The 17,583-nt window shown below is 71.3% G+C and carries 13 protein-coding genes; 8 read left to right on the forward strand and 5 right to left on the reverse strand.

Annotated elements, in window-relative coordinates; translation table 11 throughout:
• The first annotated feature begins 166 nt into the window (after positions 1–166).
• The gene (locus MJ604_RS10735) at positions 167–7,372 is read left to right on the forward strand and encodes an Ig-like domain-containing protein (protein WP_243058325.1); all 7,206 of its coding nucleotides are present in this window, start codon (positions 167–169) and stop codon (positions 7,370–7,372) included.
• A gap of 3 nt (positions 7,373–7,375) precedes the next feature.
• Here the strand turns inward: MJ604_RS10735 and MJ604_RS10740 are convergent, their stop codons facing one another.
• Together MJ604_RS10740 and MJ604_RS10745 are read right to left on the reverse strand one after the other, a co-directional pair.
• Entirely contained in the window at positions 7,376–8,089 is a 714-nt protein-coding gene (locus tag MJ604_RS10740; protein ID WP_243058326.1) for a sterol desaturase family protein, read from the reverse strand.
• On the reverse strand, positions 8,086–8,805 hold the full coding sequence (locus tag MJ604_RS10745) for a FadR/GntR family transcriptional regulator (RefSeq protein WP_243058327.1): 720 nt from the start codon (positions 8,803–8,805) through the stop codon (positions 8,086–8,088). The genes MJ604_RS10740 and MJ604_RS10745 overlap by 4 nt, the downstream gene beginning before the upstream one ends.
• Positions 8,806–8,865: 60 nt before the next feature.
• Here MJ604_RS10745 and MJ604_RS10750 point away from each other — a divergent pair, with 60 nt between their 5' ends.
• From MJ604_RS10750 to MJ604_RS10765, 4 genes are read left to right on the forward strand one after another with little or no spacing between them, the layout of a single operon-like run.
• On the forward strand, positions 8,866–9,630 hold the full coding sequence (locus MJ604_RS10750; RefSeq protein WP_243058328.1) for an SURF1 family protein: 765 nt from the start codon (positions 8,866–8,868) through the stop codon (positions 9,628–9,630).
• Complete coding sequence (locus MJ604_RS10755; protein WP_243058329.1) at positions 9,627–10,052, forward strand: DUF3817 domain-containing protein; 426 nt, start codon at positions 9,627–9,629, stop codon at positions 10,050–10,052. The genes MJ604_RS10750 and MJ604_RS10755 overlap by 4 nt, the downstream gene beginning before the upstream one ends.
• Positions 10,049–10,876, forward strand: coding sequence for a patatin-like phospholipase family protein (locus MJ604_RS10760; RefSeq protein WP_243058330.1), 828 nt, complete (start codon positions 10,049–10,051; stop codon positions 10,874–10,876). Before MJ604_RS10755 ends, MJ604_RS10760 begins: the two co-directional genes overlap by 4 nt.
• Positions 10,873–11,892: a 1-acyl-sn-glycerol-3-phosphate acyltransferase gene (locus MJ604_RS10765; RefSeq protein WP_243058331.1), complete on the forward strand. Its 1,020-nt coding sequence runs from the start codon at positions 10,873–10,875 to the stop codon at positions 11,890–11,892. The genes MJ604_RS10760 and MJ604_RS10765 overlap by 4 nt, the downstream gene beginning before the upstream one ends.
• 41 nt (positions 11,893–11,933) lie before the next feature.
• Here MJ604_RS10765 and MJ604_RS10770 read toward each other — a convergent pair whose 3' ends face one another.
• Positions 11,934–12,518, reverse strand: coding sequence for a hypothetical protein (locus tag MJ604_RS10770; protein ID WP_243058332.1), 585 nt, complete (start codon positions 12,516–12,518; stop codon positions 11,934–11,936).
• Between the two features lie 159 nt (positions 12,519–12,677).
• Here MJ604_RS10770 and MJ604_RS10775 point away from each other — a divergent pair, with 159 nt between their 5' ends.
• The gene (locus tag MJ604_RS10775) at positions 12,678–13,190 is read left to right on the forward strand and encodes a peptidylprolyl isomerase (RefSeq protein WP_243058333.1); all 513 of its coding nucleotides are present in this window, start codon (positions 12,678–12,680) and stop codon (positions 13,188–13,190) included.
• A gap of 33 nt (positions 13,191–13,223) precedes the next feature.
• On the forward strand, positions 13,224–14,123 hold the full coding sequence (locus MJ604_RS10780; RefSeq protein WP_243058334.1) for a rhomboid family intramembrane serine protease: 900 nt from the start codon (positions 13,224–13,226) through the stop codon (positions 14,121–14,123).
• Between the two features lie 360 nt (positions 14,124–14,483).
• On the opposite strand, the gene MJ604_RS10785 is transcribed toward MJ604_RS10780, so the two are convergent.
• Complete coding sequence (locus MJ604_RS10785; RefSeq protein ID WP_243058335.1) at positions 14,484–14,942, reverse strand: cell division protein CrgA; 459 nt, start codon at positions 14,940–14,942, stop codon at positions 14,484–14,486.
• Positions 14,943–15,026: 84 nt separating this feature from the next.
• Here MJ604_RS10785 and MJ604_RS10790 point away from each other — a divergent pair, with 84 nt between their 5' ends.
• Entirely contained in the window at positions 15,027–15,845 is an 819-nt protein-coding gene (locus tag MJ604_RS10790) for a DUF881 domain-containing protein (RefSeq protein WP_243058336.1), read from the forward strand.
• On the opposite strand, the gene pknB is transcribed toward MJ604_RS10790, so the two are convergent.
• Positions 15,799–17,583 carry a Stk1 family PASTA domain-containing Ser/Thr kinase gene (pknB, locus tag MJ604_RS10795; RefSeq protein WP_243058337.1) on the reverse strand — a complete coding sequence of 595 codons (1,785 nt, stop codon included), beginning with the start codon at positions 17,581–17,583 and terminating at the stop codon, positions 15,799–15,801. The genes MJ604_RS10790 and pknB overlap by 47 nt on opposite strands.

Raw genomic sequence — 17,583 nt, forward strand, 5'->3', positions numbered from 1 at the left:
CGGCGCCACTCCTCCGAGCTCGCGCAGCGCACCGCGCAGCCGTTCCTGCCGGGCAGGGCGCAGGCATTTAGGTCAACTAGTGACGGAATCTCCCTGACCGTGTGAGGCTGGCTCGAGCCGAAGGTTGGGAGACTCCATGGCCGGCACCACGCGTACCCCCCGGTGGATGGCTGCGCCGGTCGCAGCACTCCTGCTGCTCGGCGGCCTGACGACCATCGCAGCCGAGGCTGCACCTCCTGCGCCACGCACCTGCCTCGGTGCGCCGGTCACGATCCACGGGACGCCCGGCGACGACGTGCTGCGCGGGACCCGCGGCCCGGACGTGATCGTGGGCGGTGGAGGTGACGACCGCATCACCGGCCGTGGTGGCAACGACCTGATCTGTGGCGGACCGGGGCGCGATCGGATCGCCGGGTCCGCGGGCGCGGACCGGCTGGACGGCGGCGGCGGGAAGGACGCGCTCACCGGAGGGCCGGGCGACGACGCGCTCAACGGCGGCGCCGCCCGGGACCGGTGCGTCGGCGGGCCGGGCAAGGACGTCCTCCAGCACTGCGAGGGCCCGAACGCCGCCCCGAAGGCGGTCGCGGATGCGGCGTCGACCGACGAGGACACCGCGGTCACCGTGGCGGTCCTGGACAACGACTCCGACTCCGACCGCGACCGGCTGGTCGTGTCCGCGGTCGAGGACGCCCCTGCCCAGGGTGAGGTCACGGTCCTGAAGGACGGGACCGGCGTGAGGTTCGACCCGAGCGGTCAGTACGACGCCCTCGCCGGCGGCGCGACCGCGACGCGCACGTTCTCCTACACCGTGTCGGACCGCCACGGCGGCACCGACACCGCGAAGGTCACCGTCACGATCACGGGACTCGACGACCTCCCCGCAGCGGGCGACGACACCGCGACCGTGACGGAGGACGCCGGCGCGACCGCGATCGACGTACTCGCCGACGACGGCGACGCCGACGGTGGTCCGGTGACGATCACCTCGGCGACGCAGCCGGACCACGGCACGGTGGTCGTGGCGGACGGCGGCAGCGACCTGACGTACGCGCCGGATGCGGACTACTGCAACGACGGGACGCCGACCGACGACTTCACCTACACCGTGACCGGCGGCTCCACCGCGACGGTCGAGGTGACGGTGACGTGCGTCGACGACGCACCCACGGCGGTCGACGACACGAGGACGGTGGCCGAGGACTCCGGAGCGACCGCGATCGACGTGCTCGCCAACGACACGGACCCGGACGACGGGCCGCGCTCGATCACCGCAGTGACCCAGCCGGCCAGGGGCTCGGTGACGTTCACCGCGGCCGGCCTGAGCTACCGGCCGAGCTCGAACTACTGCACGAGCGGTTCGACCACCGACGACTTCACCTACACGCTGAACGGCGGGTCGACGGCGACCGTGCGGGTGACGGTGACGTGCGTCGACGATCCGGCGTCCGCGTTCGACGACGCACCCGCGGTGGCCGAGGACTCCGGCGCGACGACGATCGACGTGCTCGCCAACGACAGCGATCCCGAGGGCGCGCAGCTGACGATCACCGCCGCGACCGACCCGGCCAACGGCACGGTCGTGGTCGCCGGCGACCGCAGGAGCCTGACGTACGAGCCGGACGCCGACTACTGCAACGCGGGCCCGACCACCGACACCTTCAGCTACACCATCGACGGCGGGTCGACGGCGACCGTCCGAGTGCGGGTGACGTGTGTCGACGACCCGGGTGTCGCGACCGGTGACACGGCGACCGTCGTCGAGGACGTGGCGACGACGATCGACGTGCTCGCCAACGACGTCGACCCGGACGGTGGCGTGATCACCGAGGTGACCCAGCCGGCGCACGGGACGGTGACCATCACCCACGCCGGCAGCGACGTGCGCTACGAGCCGGATGCGGACTACTGCAACGACGGGACGACGACCGACGACTTCACCTACACGGTGAACGGTGGTTCGACCGCGACGGTCGAGGTGACGGTGACGTGTGTCGACGACGACCCGACGGCGGTCGACGACACGAGGACGGTGTCCGAGGACGCCGGCGCCACCACGGTCGACGTGCTGGCCAACGACACGGATCCGGACGGCGGCGCACTGGAGATCACGGGGACGAGCGACCCGACGCACGGCACGGTGGTCGTGGCGGGTGACGGCAGCGACCTGACGTATGCGCCGGATGCGGACTACTGCAACGACGGGACGACGACCGATGACTTCACCTACACGGTGAACGGTGGTTCGACCGCGACGGTCGAGGTGACGGTGACGTGTGTCGACGACGACCCGACGGCGGTCGACGACACGAGGACGGTGTCCGAGGACGCCGGCGCCACCACGGTCGACGTGCTGGCCAACGACGCCAACGCCGACGGTGGTCCGCAGACGGTCGAGTCGGTGACGCAGCCGACGAACGGGTCGGTGGCGTTCACGGCGGCGGACCTCAGCTACACCCCGGACGCGGACTACTGCAACGACGGCACGACCACCGACGACTTCACCTACACCGTGAACGGTGGTTCGACCGCGACGGTCGAGGTGACGGTGACGTGCGTCGACGACGACCCGACGGCGGTCGACGACGTCACGACCGTCGCCGAGGACACCCCGACGACGATCGACGTGCTGGCCAACGACACCGACGACGACGGTGGGCAGCTGACGGTCACCGGCGCGAGCGACCCCACGAACGGCACGGTGGTCGTCGCGGGCGACGGCAGCGACCTGACGTACACGCCGGACGCGGACTACTGCAACGACGGCACGACCACCGACGACTTCACCTACACCGTGAACGGCGGCTCCACCGCGACCGTCGAGGTGACGGTCACGTGTGCGAACGACGCCCCGGTCGTCGACCTCGACACCGGGAGCCCGGGCATCGACTCGGCGGCGACGTTCGACGAGACGAACCCGCACGCCGGCAACGGCGTCCTGGTCGCACCGGACGCGCAGGTCTCCGACTCGGACGACACCAGCATCGAGTCGGCCACCGTGACGCTGACCGACCGGCTCGACGGTGACGCCTTCGAGTCGCTGTCCGCCGACATCCCCGCCGGCAGCGGGATCACGCTCGTCGGCGGCTCGTACGACGCGGCCACGGGGACCCTCGCCTTCACGGGGACCGCGTCGAAGGCGGACTACACGACGCTGGTGCAGTCGATCCGCTACGACAACACCCAGAACCCGCCGGACCCGACCTCGCGCACGATCACGGTGACCGTCGGCGACGGAGACCTGACCTCCGACCCCGCCGACGCGGTCGTCGAGGTCCGCCCGATCAACGCACCTCCGGGCCTGGACCTGGACACCGTCGGCGCAGGTGACGACTCCGCCGTCACCTTCGTCGAGGACGGCGGCGCGGTGGCGATCGCCCCGGACGCTGCCGTGAGCGACAGCGACGACACCGACCTCGAGTCGGCGACCGTCGTGCTCACGGCCCGGCCGGACGGCAACGGCGCTGAGTCCCTGGAGTTCACGATCCCGCAGGGCAGCGGGATCTCGGCCGGCAGCGGGTACGACGCCGCCACCGGGACGCTGAGCTTCACCGGCACCTCGACGCTGGCGAGCTACGAGGCGCTGATCCGGTCGATCCGCTACGTGAACACCGACGACGACCCCGATGCGACCGACCGGACCGTCACGGTCACGGTCGACGACGGCCTCGCCGAGTCGTCGAGTCGCACCGCCACGGTGTCGATCACCGCCACCAACGACGAGCCGACCCTCGACCTGGACAGCAACGAGGCCGGCACCGGCTCCGCAGCGGCGTTCACCGAGGGTGACGCCGCCACGGCGCTGGCACCGGACGCGTCGATCGCCGACGTCGACAGCGCCACGCTGGTCTCGGCGACGATCACCCTCACCGCCCGCCCGGACGGCGGGTCCGAGTCGCTGGCGGTGACGATCCCCGGTGGCAGTCCCATCTCGATCGTGGGTGGCGCCTACGACGCGGGCACCGGCGTGCTCGCCCTCAGCGGCACCGCGACGAAGGCGCAGTACGAGGACGTCATCCAGACGCTGACCTACGCCAACACCGACCAGGATCCCGACGGCGCCAGCCGGAGCGTGACGGTGACCGTCAACGACGGCGACGCCGACTCCGCGGCGTCGACCGCGACGGTGACCGTTACCCCGGTCAACGACGCCCCCGCGGTCGACCTCAACGGCGCCGGCGGCGGCATCGACTCCGCCGCGGCGTTCACCGAGGACTCGGCGCCCGCGAACCCGGGATCCGGGGCGGTCGCCCTCGCCTCGCTCGCCGTCGTCACCGACGTGGACAGCGCGAGCCTGACGGGCGCCACGATCACGCTCACGAACCACCCCTACGCGGCCTCCGAGTCGCTGTCGGTCGTCACCAGCGGCACCTCGGTCGTGGCCGCGGTGTACAACTCGGCCACCGGCGTCCTGGCGCTGTCGGGGAGCGCGTCGAAGGCGCAGTACCAGCAGGTCATCCGGACCCTGAAGTACGACAACACCAGCAACACCCCGGGCACCGCCGACCGTGACGTCACCGTCGTCGTCACCGACGCGGGTCCCCTCGCCTCGCCGGTCGCGCACGCCACCGTCTCCGTGACGGCGACCAACGACGCGCCGGTGCCCGTCAACGACACCTTCGACGGCTCGAGCTCGGCGGTCGGCAACACCGCGCTCGCGGTGGGTACCTCGCACAACGAGCCGAGCAAGACCTTCGACTGCACGATCCCCACCACCTGCAGCGTGCTGACGCGCGGCACCGACGACTCCGACCCCGACGGGCCGGGACCCCTGGTGGTCGGACCGACCGGTGCGCAGGCGATCACGACCGCGGACGGCGGCAAGGTGACGCTGGAGGCCGACGGCAACTTCACGTACTTCCCGGCCGCCAACGATCCCGGGTGCGCCGACGGCTCGGACTCCTTCAGCTACACCCTGTCCGACCAGGGCACCAACGGCACCGCCACCGGCACCGTGACGATCGCGGTCGCCGACTGCGTCTGGTACGTCGACAGCGCGGTGGCCGGTCCCGGAACCGGCACCAGCACCGATCCGTTCAAGACGCTCGCCGGCATCAACGGCGCCGGCGGTGCCGGTGACGCGGACGGGACCGGCGACACGCTGATGATCCTGACCGCGACGTCGTACACCGGCGGGCTGCCGCTGGAGGGCACCCAGGCGCTGCGCTCCAAGCGTGCGGGCCTCAGCGTCGGCGGATTCACGGTGGTGACGGCGAGCGGCGCGAGCAACCCGACGATCAGCAACGCCTCGGGTCCCGCGCTCGCGCTGGCCTCCAACAACGCCATCCAGGGCGTCGACCTCGGCACCACCCCTGCCGGCAGCGCCGCGCTGTCCGGGAGCTCGGTCGGCACCGCGACGATGAACACGACCACCTCCGGGGTCATCAACAACACCACCGGCGGCGCGGTCGACATCTCCGGGGGCACCGTGGCGATGACGTTCACGAGCGTCACGTCGAACGGCGCCACCGGCGACGGGATCCGGCTCGACAACGTGGCCGGCACGTTCACCGGGTCGGGCGGGTCGCTGCAGAACGCCGGCGGCGAGGACGTCGACCTCAGCGGCAACGGGTCCTCCGACGACGTCGCCTTCACCTACAACGGCACCATCACCGACGACGTGGGAACGCTCGTCAACGTCTCCGGCCAGAACGGCGGGACCAAGGACTTCAACGGGTCCATCACCGACGGCAACGACGGTGACGGCAGCGGCATCTCGCTGGCGAGCAACACCGGCGCCACGATCCGCTTCGACGGCGGGGTCACCCTCTCCACCGGTGCCAATGCTGCCTTCTCCGCCACCGGCGGTGGCACCGTCGTGGTCGCCGACACCAACGCCGCCGGCAGCGCTCCGGACAACGTCGTCACCACGACGAGCGGAGCAGCCCTCACCGTCACGAGCACGACCATCGGTGCGGACGGCCTGGACTTCACGTCGATCTCGGCGAACGGCGCACCCAAGGCGATCACGCTGAACACGACCGGCTCGGCGGGCGGCCTCACCGTGAGCGGGACCGGAACGGCCGGCTCGGGCGGCACGGTCCAGAACAGCTCGACGCGCGGTGCAGAGCTGATCAGCACCTCCGCGGTGAGCCTGTCCAACATGAACTTCGTGAGCGCCAACAGCAGTGCGGACGGTGGCGGCGGCGGGGCGTGCGACGACCTCGTGATCACGGCGTGCAACGCGGCGATCTACCTCAACAGCGTCACCGGTGCCACGCTCAACCGGATCAACCTGAGCGGCACCATGGTCGAGAACGGGATCACCGGCGTCGGCGTCTCGGGCCTGGTGATGTCGAACAGCTCGATCACCGGCGCCGGCAACGAGGCACACGAGAGCGGGATGGAGCTCCAGAACCTCTCCGGCACGAGCTCGATCACCGACACCGAGATCTCGTTCTCGGAGACCAACAGCATCGACATCGTGAACACGGACGTCGGCCTCAACCTGACCCTCGACGGCGTCACCCTCCGCGACACCCAGACGGTCTCATCCGGGGGCGCGTCGAACGGCAACGGTGAGGGCGGCCTCCAGTTCCGGAGCTTCAGCTCCGCGGGCGGTCAGCCGACCACGAACCTCGACATCGTCGACAGCTCCCTGCTGCGGCTGCGCACCCAGGCCGTGCAGGTCGTCGGTGAGGACGACTCGATCGTGAACGTCGACATCACCGGGACCACCATCGACTCGGGCAGCGACATCGGGGCCGGCATCGACCTGAACGGCAACGACACGGCCGCGGTCCGGTTCAACGTGATCGGCAATCCGCTGATCCGCAGCCAGGGAGGGTCCGCGGTGAACGTCACGTCCTTCCTCAACGCCAGCATCATGGGACGGATCAACAACAACACCGACATCGAGGTGAACAGCATCGGGTCGGGGATCCGTGTCCTACCCCAGGAGTCCAGCACGGGGGTCGTCGAGGCGCGGAACAACGTGATCACCATGAACCCGGGCAACAACAGCACGCCGATCGACAGCCAGGCCCGCTTCGAGGACGCGCGCCTCGACCTGACCCTGGACAACAACACCACCACCGCCGACACGTTGGCGTTGGCGGACATCAACATCACTGCCGGTTCCTCGCTCGCCGGCGAGACGAACGTGGTGTGTGCGGACGTGAAGAACCACACCGCGGTCCCGCCCGGTGGGAACACGCTCAGGTCCCTCCGGCTCCGGGTCTCGGACCTGTCGAACACCATCCGGATGTACCTCGAGGGCTTCGTCACGGACTCGGAGTCGACCTGGGACGCGCCCGCGCGCAGCAACTCCCCGACGGCCGGGCAGAACGTGAACCTGAGCATCACCGGCTCCGGAGTGTTCCCCAGCGCGCCGCCGGGTGGCGTGTGCGCGGAACCGACGAACGCGATGCCGTGACGATCAGGTGCTCTCGCGGGCGTGCAGGTCACGCACGGTCGGCGACGTCTTCACCGTGCTCGGGTCCGGGTAGGTGCCGAGCAGCCGGTCCGCCGTACCGGCCGTGGTGACCGTGAACCAGTAGTGCTCGTTCTTGTAGTGGTGCAGCCGGTGGTTGCGCCACACCGAGCGGAACCACCGCGAGCGCGGCCGGTAGTCGCTGTGGACGAGGTAGTGGGTCCACTCGTAGCCGAGCTTGAGGCCGTAGACCGACACCAGCAGCGTGAGCATGCTCGAGGCCGTCGGCGTGACCAGCCACGCGACGACGACGTACGCCGGCAGCAGCCAGGCCAGCGCCCGCCAGGGGATGAACACCAGCGGCAGGTCGCGCGGGTCAGCGTGGTGCTCGCGGTGCTTGCGGGCGAGCAGCGAGTCGATCTCGACCGGGCCGACGCTGCGCGGGCGCCAGTGCAGGATGCCCACGTGGATCACCCACTCGATGAGGGGGAACGCCGCGACCAGGCCGACGGGGATCAGCAGCTCCCACCAGCCGCCGCCGGCGACCGCGATCCGCGCGACCACCGCGGCGACGAGGAACGACGAGATCATCCAGGGGCTCGGCGCCCGCCAGAACGCCCGCCAGGCGCCTGCGAGCGAGACGTTGGTGCGCCGGGACCCGGTGATCCGGGCCTCGTCGGCCGCCAGCCTCTCGGCGGCCAGTCGGTCGATGTCGGTCATGACTCCTCCAGTGCCTCCAGGGCGGACAGGATCGAGGTCGTCGCCGGGCGGAGCACGTGGTCCGCGGCGGCGCGGGCGGTCTCGGGGTCACCGGCGCCGATCGCGGCCGCGAGCAGCCGGTAGGCGCCGGGCTGGCCGACCTCGGCGGCCATCAGCGGCGCGAGCGCCTCGAGCGCCGGCTCGTACGCGGCGCGCAGGCTGTTGAACAGCAGCCGGAAGACGATCGAGTCGGCGGCGTCGACCACGTGGTCCCAGAACGCGAGCGCGTGCTGCTGCTGCTCGACGCCGTCCTCGGTCGCGGCCAGGGCGTCGACGGACTCGGCGAGCAGCGCCTCGAGCGCCGGTCCACCCCGCTCGGCGGCCAGGGCCGCCACCCCCGGCCCGACGGCCAGGCGGGCCTCGAGGATGCTGCGGGCGACCGCGGCGTCCACCCGGCCGCCGCGGACCAGCAGCATCGGCAGCAGGTCGAGGCCGCCGTACCGCCGGAAGTCGCGCACGGTGGTCGCACCGCCGTGGCGGACGTCGAGGAGCCGGGTCTGGGCCATCCGCTGCAGCGCCTCGCGGACCGCCGGGCGGGAGACCCCGAGCACCTCGGCCAGCCGGCGCTCGCTCGGCAGCGCCTCCCCGACCTCGATGCCGCCGTCGACGACCTCGGTCAGCACCTGGTCGAAGACGGCGTCGGGGACGGAGCGACGGGTGACGGGCTGGAGCGGCATCGCCCGACCGTAACAGGAGGTCAGGTGGTCTGACCAGTGGCCGCCGCGTACCCTGAGGGGGTGTCCAGCAAGCTCGCCCCGCGGTTCTGGGGCGCCCACCTGCTGGCGCTCGTCCTGGTCGGTACGGCGTTCGCGCTCGGGCTCTGGCAGTACGGCGCCTGGCAGGCGCACCGCGAGGCGGAGGCGACCGACCTGACCGGCGCGACCGCGGTCCCGATCGCCGACGTCCTCGGCCCGGACGACCCGTTCCCGGGCGACCAGGTCGGCCGGTCGGTGCTCGTGACCGGGGAGTGGGTCCCCGGCGGCACCGTCTACGTCTCCGGGCGCGAGCACGACGGCAGCTCCGGGTACTGGGCGGTGACCCCCGTGTCGGTGGCCGGCGGCGACGCCGCGATCCCCGTGGTGCGCGGCTGGGTCCCGACCGTGGAGGAGGCGCCGGCGCCGCCGACCGGACCGGTCACCGTCGAGGGCCGGCTCCAGCCCGGCGAGGGCACCGGCGAGATGGACGACGACCCGGCCGACGACGTCCTCCCCCAGCTGCGCCTGGCCGACGTCATCCAGCACGTCGACCAGGACCTGTACGGCGGCTACGTGGTCGCGACCGACCCGGGTGACGGGCTGGAGGCCGCCAGCCTCGAGCAGCTCCCCGAGGTGAGCGCGACCACCAGCCTCAAGAACTTCCTCTATGCCCTCGAGTGGTGGATCTTCGGGCTGTTCGCCGCGTTCATCTGGTGGCGGTGGGTGCGCGAGGTCACGGAACCGGCAGCCCCGGCGGTGGCCGGCGACGAGGCGGCGCAGGACGACCCGGTACCGTCGGGATCGTGAGCGAGAAGCCCTCCGTCGACCCCGATCTCCGGCGCCCGCTGCTGGCCTACCGCGTGATGGCCACGATCGTCGGAGTGCTGCTCGTCGTGCTCGTCCTGATCGGCGTACCGCTCGCGAACTTCGACGGCACCGGCATGTGGGGCATCTTCCCCAGCACGCCTGAGATCTGGGAGGCCGGCTCCGGCGCCCACGACCTCGGCGAGGCGATCACGGAGTACCTCGGCGTCGCGCACGGCTGGCTCTACATGATCTTCCTGGTCAGCGCCTTCATCCTCTCGCGCAAGGCGCGGTGGCCGATCGGCTTCACGCTGGTGACCCTCGTCTGCGGCACCATCCCGATCCTCAGCTTCTGGGCCGAGCACCGCGCGACGGCGCGGGTCCGTGCCGAGCACCCCGCCCGGGTGGAACACTCGCCGGTGTGACGACTGCGTTCGTGCTCGGCGGCGGCGGGGTCCTCGGCGCCGTCGAGGTCGGGATGCTGCGCGCACTCTTCGAGCGCGACATCCGTCCCGACCTGGTCCTCGGCACGAGCATCGGCGCCCTCAACGGCGCCCTGGTGGCCCGCGAGCCCGGCCTCGCGGTGATCGACAAGCTCACCGCGCTGTGGCAGTCGGCGGCCGGCTCCGGCCCCGACGTGTACGGCGACAGCCCGCTGCGCACCGTGCGCCGAGCCGTGAAGACCGGCACCCACCTCTGGTCGTCCAAGCCGCTGCAGCAGGCGCTCGAGGAGGAGTTCGGCGACGTCACCATCGAGGAGCTGCCGGTGCGGTTCCAGGTGTGCGCCGCCAGCATCGAGCGCGCCGCGGAGCACTGGTTCGACTCCGGCCGGCTGGTCGACGCGGTCGTCGCGAGCGCCGCCGTACCGGGTCTGCTGCCGCCGGCGAAGGTCGGCGACGAGCACTACCTCGACGGCGGCATCGTGAACTCGATCCCGCTCGGCCGGGCGGTGCAGCTCGGGGCGTCGCGGGTGTTCGTGCTCCAGGTCGGCCGGATCGACCGCCCGCTGAGCGTGCCGAAGCGGCCGTGGGAGGTCGCGCGGGTGTCGTTCGAGATCGCCCGGCGGCACCGCTTCAACCGCGAGCTCGAGGAGCTGCCGGCCAGCGTCGCGGCGCACGTGTTGCCGGCACGCGGTACGTCGACGAAGGACGACACGCTCTTCGGCAGCCGCGACTTCGCCGGCGTGCAGGAGCGGATCGACGAGACCTACGAGGCGTGCGTCGAGTACCTGGACGAGCACCTGCCATGACCTGGGTGCTGCGGCGGATGGTGATCGCCCCGCTCCTCGTGCTCGTGGTCGCGCTGCTGTGGATCACGCTGCCGCTGTGGCTGATCGCGGCGTGCGCCGCGTCGCCGATCCTGCCCGGGCGGTTGCGGCCGCTGCGCGTCATGTGGGTCGCGATCCTCTACCTCACCTGCGAGGCGCTCCTCCTGGTCGTCATGTTCGGGCTGTGGGTCGCCTCCGGCTTCGGCTGGAAGCTGCGGACGCCGTACTTCGAAGGCATCCACTACGACCTGGTGCAGGGCACGATGTGGCTCTTCTTCCGCGAGGCGCGCCGGGTGCTGCGGCTGACCATCGCGACCGAAGGTCCGGCGCCGGACGCGCACCCCGGCCGCCCGATCCTGGTCTGCTGCCGGCACGCCGGACCGGGCGACTCGTTCGTGCTGATCCACACGCTGATGGCGTGGTACGACCGCGAGCCGCGCGTGGTGCTCAAGGACACCCTGGCGTGGGACCCGATGATCGACGTGGTCCTCAACCGGATCCCGGCGCGCTTCATCACGCCGAACCCCAAGGCGGGCGCGGACCTCGAGGCGCAGATCGCCGAGCTGGCGACCGGGCTCGACGAGAACGACGCCTTCGTGATCTTCCCGGAGGGTGGGAACTTCACCCCCCGGCGCCGGCAGAGGGCGATCGACCGGCTGCGCAGGCTCGGCATGGAGCGGATGGCGCAGCGCGCCGAGCAGATGATCCACGTGCTCGCGCCGCGACCTGGGGGCTTCCTGGCCGCGCTGGACGCCGCGCCGGACGCCGACGTGGTGCTGGTCGCGCACACCGGCCTCGACCACCTGGTGTCGGTGTCCGACGTGTGGCGTGAGCTGCCCATGGACAAGCGCATCGTGATGCGGTGGTGGCAGGTGCCGCGCTCGGAGATCCCGGAGGCCCGGGAGGAGCGGATCGACTGGCTGTTCGCCTGGTGGGAGCAGATCGACGCCTGGATCGAGCAGAACCGGCCGGTGGATCTCTCCACCGGCCGGTCCTAAGGGCTGAGGAACAGGCGCTCGCTCCTCGACCAACGATCTCCTTACGGCGCCTTGTCGACGTCGACGACCTCGGCGGGCGCGTCGGGCGTCGTGGCGGGGTGCGGGGTGTCGGCCGAGTCGGCGATCGCCTCGGTCGGGGAGGCCCCACCCTCGTCCTTCGGCGGCACCGGGCGGGCCGGAGGCGCGGGGGTCGGCGTGTAGGAGGACTGCCAGTTCTGGCTCTCGGAGCCGCTGCGCAGCTTGTTCGCGACGAACGCCGCGAGCGCGGCGATGCCGGTCACCAGGACGAACTTGCGGAAGCGGTGCTTCTTCTTCGGCTGGGCGATCTCGTCGGCCTTGGTGGCCACGGTGTCGGCGGCCTGCTGGGCCTTGTCGGCGGCGAGGGCCGCACCCGTGGCGACCTTCTCGGCGGCGAGCGCCGCGCTCGAGGCGATCACCGGCGCGGCCTTGGCCTTGGCGTCGGCGAGCGCGGGGCCGGCCTTGGCCTTGGCGTCCGCGAGCGCCGGGCCGGCCTTGTCCTTCGCGGTGGCGACGGCCGTCTCCAGCTGGGGCTTCACCTGGTCGACGTACTGGCTGACGGTGTCGCTCGCCTGGTCGAGGAGGGACTTGTTCTTGCGCAGACCCATCTGGCACTTCCTCTCGTCGTGTCCTGTCTCATTCGATCATGGCACCCGGCCCCGAACCAGAGGCGCGGGGCGGACGGCTGGCGGCACGTGCAAGGATCGGACGGCACAACCAGATCGAGGTACGCCCTTCCGTGTACCCCTTTGACGTGAGAGGCACTCATGGCTGACCTGCAGGCCGTACTCAAGACCAACCGGGGCGACATCACGCTCAACCTGTTCCCGGACCACGCCCCCGAGACGGTCGCGAACTTCACCGGTCTCGCGGACGGCTCCAAGTCCTACGACGCCGGCAACGGCCGCTCGGGCCCGTTCTACGACGGCCTCGGCTTCCACCGCGTGATCGAGGGCTTCATGATCCAGGGCGGCTGCCCGCTCGGCACCGGCACCGGTGGCCCGGGCTACACCTTCAAGGACGAGCCGCACCCCGAGCTCACCTTCGACAAGCCGTACCTCCTCGCGATGGCGAACGCCGGCCCGGGCACCAACGGCTCGCAGTTCTTCATCACCGTCGGCGCGACGACGTGGCTGAACTTCAAGCACACGATCTTCGGCGAGGTCGCCGACCAGGCCGGTCGCGACGTCGTCGACGCGATCGCCGCGACCGCGACGGGCCCGGGCGACCGCCCCGTGGACCCGGTCGTGATCGAGTCGGTCGAGATCGTCCGCGGCTGACCCTTGACCGAGGTTCCACCCTCCGAGACCGGGGTGCCGACCTGCTATCGGCACCCCGGCCGGGAGACGTACATCCGCTGCCAGCGCTGCGACCGGCCGATCTGCCCGGACTGCATGCGCGACGCGTCGGTCGGCTTCCAGTGCCCGACCTGCGTGGACGAGGGCACGAAGGCCACGCGCAGCGGCCGGACGGCGTACGGCGGGCTGCGGCCCACGAACGCCTCGGTCACCTCGATGGTGCTGGTCGCCATCAACGCCGCCGTGTGGTTCGCGATCTTCGTGACCGGCGGCTCCGGCAGCCGCCTGGTCGAGGTCCTCGGGCTGCGGCCCAGCGGCCTGTGCGACGTCGGCAACGGGTACGTCAACGTCCGGGTCGGTGAGTCTGTCTGCTCGGCCGGTGGCGGCGAGTGGCTGCCCGGGTTCGCCGACGGCGCCTACTGGCAGGTGCTGACGTCCGGGTTCACCCACGTCGCGATCACGCACATCCTGTTCAACATGCTCGCCCTCTGGGTGATCGGCCCGCAGCTCGAGCTCGCGCTCGGCCGCGCCCGGTTCCTGGCGCTGTACCTGCTCTCGCTGCTCGCCGGCTCGGCCGTCGTGCTGTGGGCCAGCGGCGAGTACCAGATCACCCTCGGCGCGTCCGGCGCCATCTACGGCCTGTTCGCCGCGCTCCTGGTCGTGGCCCGCAAGGTCGGCGCGGACATGCGCTCGCTCTGGGCGCTGATCGCGGTCAACGTGTTCATCACGTTCGCGGTGCCCAACATCTCCTGGCAGGGCCACCTCGGCGGCTTCGCCGGGGGCGCCGTGGTCGCCGCGATCCTGGTCTACGCCCCGCGCGGCCCCCGGCGTACGACGTTCCAGGTCTGTGGACTCGTCGCGGTCGCCGGTCTCCTCGCGCTGGCGATGATCCTGCGCGCGGCCGCCCTCGCCTGAGCTGCCCCGCCCGCCCGAGCCGCTCCCGCTTGTAACGCGGGGTTTGACCCTCTGGTCACCCCGAAATCTCAGGGTCACCAGAGGACTGAACCCCGCGTTACAAGGGGCGGTTTGCCGAGCCGCGCGGCGGGGGAGATTCTCCACAGTTGTGTACACAGCTGTGGAGAACTACACGCATGTAGTTCTGCACAGGCTTGTCCCCAGATGTGAAGAAGCCGGCCGGTCCGTGAGGACCGACCGGCTTCTGTGGAGAACGAGCTGTCTCCGGTGGGTACGGGGCCTCGACACGCCGGTCGCGACCTCGCAGGCTCGGTCGCGAGCTCGCTCGACCACCATCGAGTGAGTCCGCTGGCGCGTCCGCTACTCCCAGCGCGTGGCGAAGGTGAAGCCGATCGCCATGAACCCGATGCCGACGAACAGGTTCTTCTGCCCCAGGTCGTTGAAGACCGGGATGCTCGAGATGTCGTCGCTGAAGATGTAGTAGGTGCAGATCCAGATCAGCCCGACCAGGAAGCAGCCGAGCATCCCGACCACGACACCGCGGCCGCGGCCGAGCGGGGTCGAGGGGTGCGCGGAGACCATCAGGCCGAGGAAGATCAGGCCGAAGCCGATCAGGTAGTTCCAGTTGCCGAGGTCGGCCATGAACTTCGGGGAGCCGGCCTCGGGGACCGGGAACGCCGTCGGGTCGACCCGGACCGCCACGTAGTAGTAGGCCATCCACGCGATGCCGAGGACCATCGCCACCAGGGCGGCGATGAACCGCTTCGTGAAGATGGGACCCCGGACGGGGGCGAGAGGATCCAGATTGGCCTTGGCCACGGGGTGCTCCTGGGGTCGTTCGTGATGCGTGACATGTCGTCGCCGGTGCGGAGGATGCACGGGCTCCGGGCTACCTTAGTCGTCGTGACCGGTGGATCCCACGCGCGGCCCCCGGAGCCGTCCGGCTCGGAGGGGACTTCGTCGCGCCTGTTCCGCCGTACGCCGCGCCGCCCGCGCGGCCGTTGGCGCGTGGGGACGCCGCTGGTCATCGCCCTCTGCGGCGGCCTGTTCGTCGTGAGCGCCGCGAACAGCGGCGGCACCGACCTGCGCCCCGGGCGCTACACCGATCTCGCGGCGCTGGTGAAGGACGAGGCCGACGAGACCGCCGAGCTGAAGGCCAAGGTCTCCGACCTGAACGACGAGGTCTCCTCGCTGAGCCGGTCGATCAGCGACCGCGACGTGAACCGCTACCAGCGCAAGGTCTCCGAGCTCCGGGACCCGGCCGGCCTGGTCGAGCGCCGGGGCCCGGGCATCACGGTGACCCTCTCGGACGCTCCCGAGGACGTCATCAACTCCACGACCGGCAACATCAACCCGCTGCTCGTGCACCAGCAGGACATCCAGGCCGTCGTCAACGCGCTGTGGAAGGGCGGAGCCACCGCGGTCACCATCGCGGGCCAGCGGATCGTGTCCACCACCGGCATCCGGTGCGAGGGCAACGCCGTCCAGCTCCAGGGTGTGCCGTACCCCCAGCCCTACGTCATCCAGGCGGTCGGCACCCAGGCCGACCTGTTGATGGCGCTCGAGGACGACGACTACGTCTCGTCGTACCGCGAGGACGCCGGGGACCCCGACATCTCGGTCGGCTGGGACCTCGAGCTCGAGGACGAGGTCAGAGCCCCCGGCTTCGACGGCCTCACCGACCTGAACTTCGCCGTCCCGCTCGCGACTCGCGGGAGCTGACCGGCGGCAGCCCGCGCTCGGTGATCGGCGGGATCGTCTCCGTCGGGGTCTCCGACGGCGTCTCGCTCGGCGTCTCGCTGGGCTCCACGAACGACGACACCTCGATGGTCACCGTCGAGCCCTCGGTCGGGGTGTCCCCCGCCGCCGGGCTCTGCTTGATCACGGTGCCGGCCGGCTCGGTGGTGTTGGCGTTCTGGATCACGCGCGGCACGAAGCCGGCGTTGCGGATCTCCTGCTTCGCGTCGGCCTCGGTCATCCCGACGACGTCCGGGACCTCCTCGCGGCCGTCGGAGAAGGACACGATCACCGTGGTGCCCTCGGCGACGATCTCGCCCTGCGACGGGTCGGTCGCGACGACGACGTCCTTGAGCTCGTCCGACTCGACCTCCTTCAGGGTGACGTCGAAGCCCATCGCGACCAGCCGGTCCTGAGCGTCGAGCTTGTCCTGCCCGATCACGAAGGGCACCTCGACCTCCGGCTTCCCGAGCGAGATCACGTAGCTCACCGGGGTGTCCGGGTCGACGAACTCGTCCGCCGACGGGGTCTGGCTGATGATCTTGCCGGCCTTGACCGTGTCGCTGTTCTCGCGCTCGGTCGGGCCGACGGCGAGGCCGGCGTCCCCGATCGCGGCGCGCGCCTGCTTGTCGGTCAGGCCGATCACGCTCGGCACCGACACCTGCTCGGGCGGCGACTCGAACAGCCGCGGCATGAGGTACGCCCCGGCCGCGATCAGCACCACGAGCAGCAGCCCGAGCGCGATCCACAGTCCGGTGCGGCTCCCGGAGTCGTCCTCCTCGGGCGGGTACGCCGCGACCGCGGCGGTCTGCCCGGTGTACGCCGGCTGCTCCATCGGGACCGCCGGCGGGATCGGGGCCTGCACGGGCAGCCCGGAGAGGTACCGCTCGATGTCGGTCCGCATGGCGGCCGCCGACTGGTAGCGGTCCTCGACCCGCTTGGCCAGCGCCTTCATCACGATCGCGTCGATCTCGGGCGCGAGCTCGGTGTCGTGGTCCGACGGGGGTACGGCGGGCTCGCGGACGTGCTGGTAGGCGACCGCGACCGGGCTGTCGCCCACGAACGGCGGGCGCCCGGTGAGAAGCTCGTAGAGCAGGCAGCCGGCGGAGTAGACGTCGGAGCGCGAGTCCACGGTCTCGCCGCGGGCCTGCTCGGGGGAGAGGTACTGCGCGGTGCCGACCACGGCCGCGGTCTGGGTCATCGTCGACGACGCGTCGCTGATCGCGCGGGCGATGCCGAAGTCCATCACCTTCACGTCGCCGCTCGGCGTGAGCATGACGTTGCCGGGCTTGATGTCGCGGTGGATGATCCCCGCGCGGTGGCTGTAGTCGAGCGCCGACAGGACGCCGCTGGTGATCTCGAGCGCGCGCTCGGGCAGGATCTTGCGGCCCTCGCGCAGGATGTCGCGCAGGGTGCGGCCGGCGACGTACTCCATGACGATGTAGGGCTGGGACACGCCGGATCCGTCGGCGGCCGGCTCCTCGCCGGTGTCGTAGACGGCGACGATCGCGGGGTGGTTCAGGGACGCCGCCGACTGGGCCTCGCGGCGGAACCGCGCCTGGAACGTCGCGTCGCTCGCCAGGTCCGTGCGCAGCCGCTTGACGGCGACCACCCGGCCCAGGCGGCTGTCGGTGCCCTTGCGGACCTCGGCCATGCCGCCCCGGCCCAGGAGCTCGCCGAGCTCGTAGCGCCCGCCGATCAGGGGCGGTTCTTGGTTGCTCAT

The organism is Nocardioides sp. SR21 (assembly GCF_022761125.1).
Classification (GTDB): domain Bacteria; phylum Actinomycetota; class Actinomycetes; order Propionibacteriales; family Nocardioidaceae; genus Nocardioides.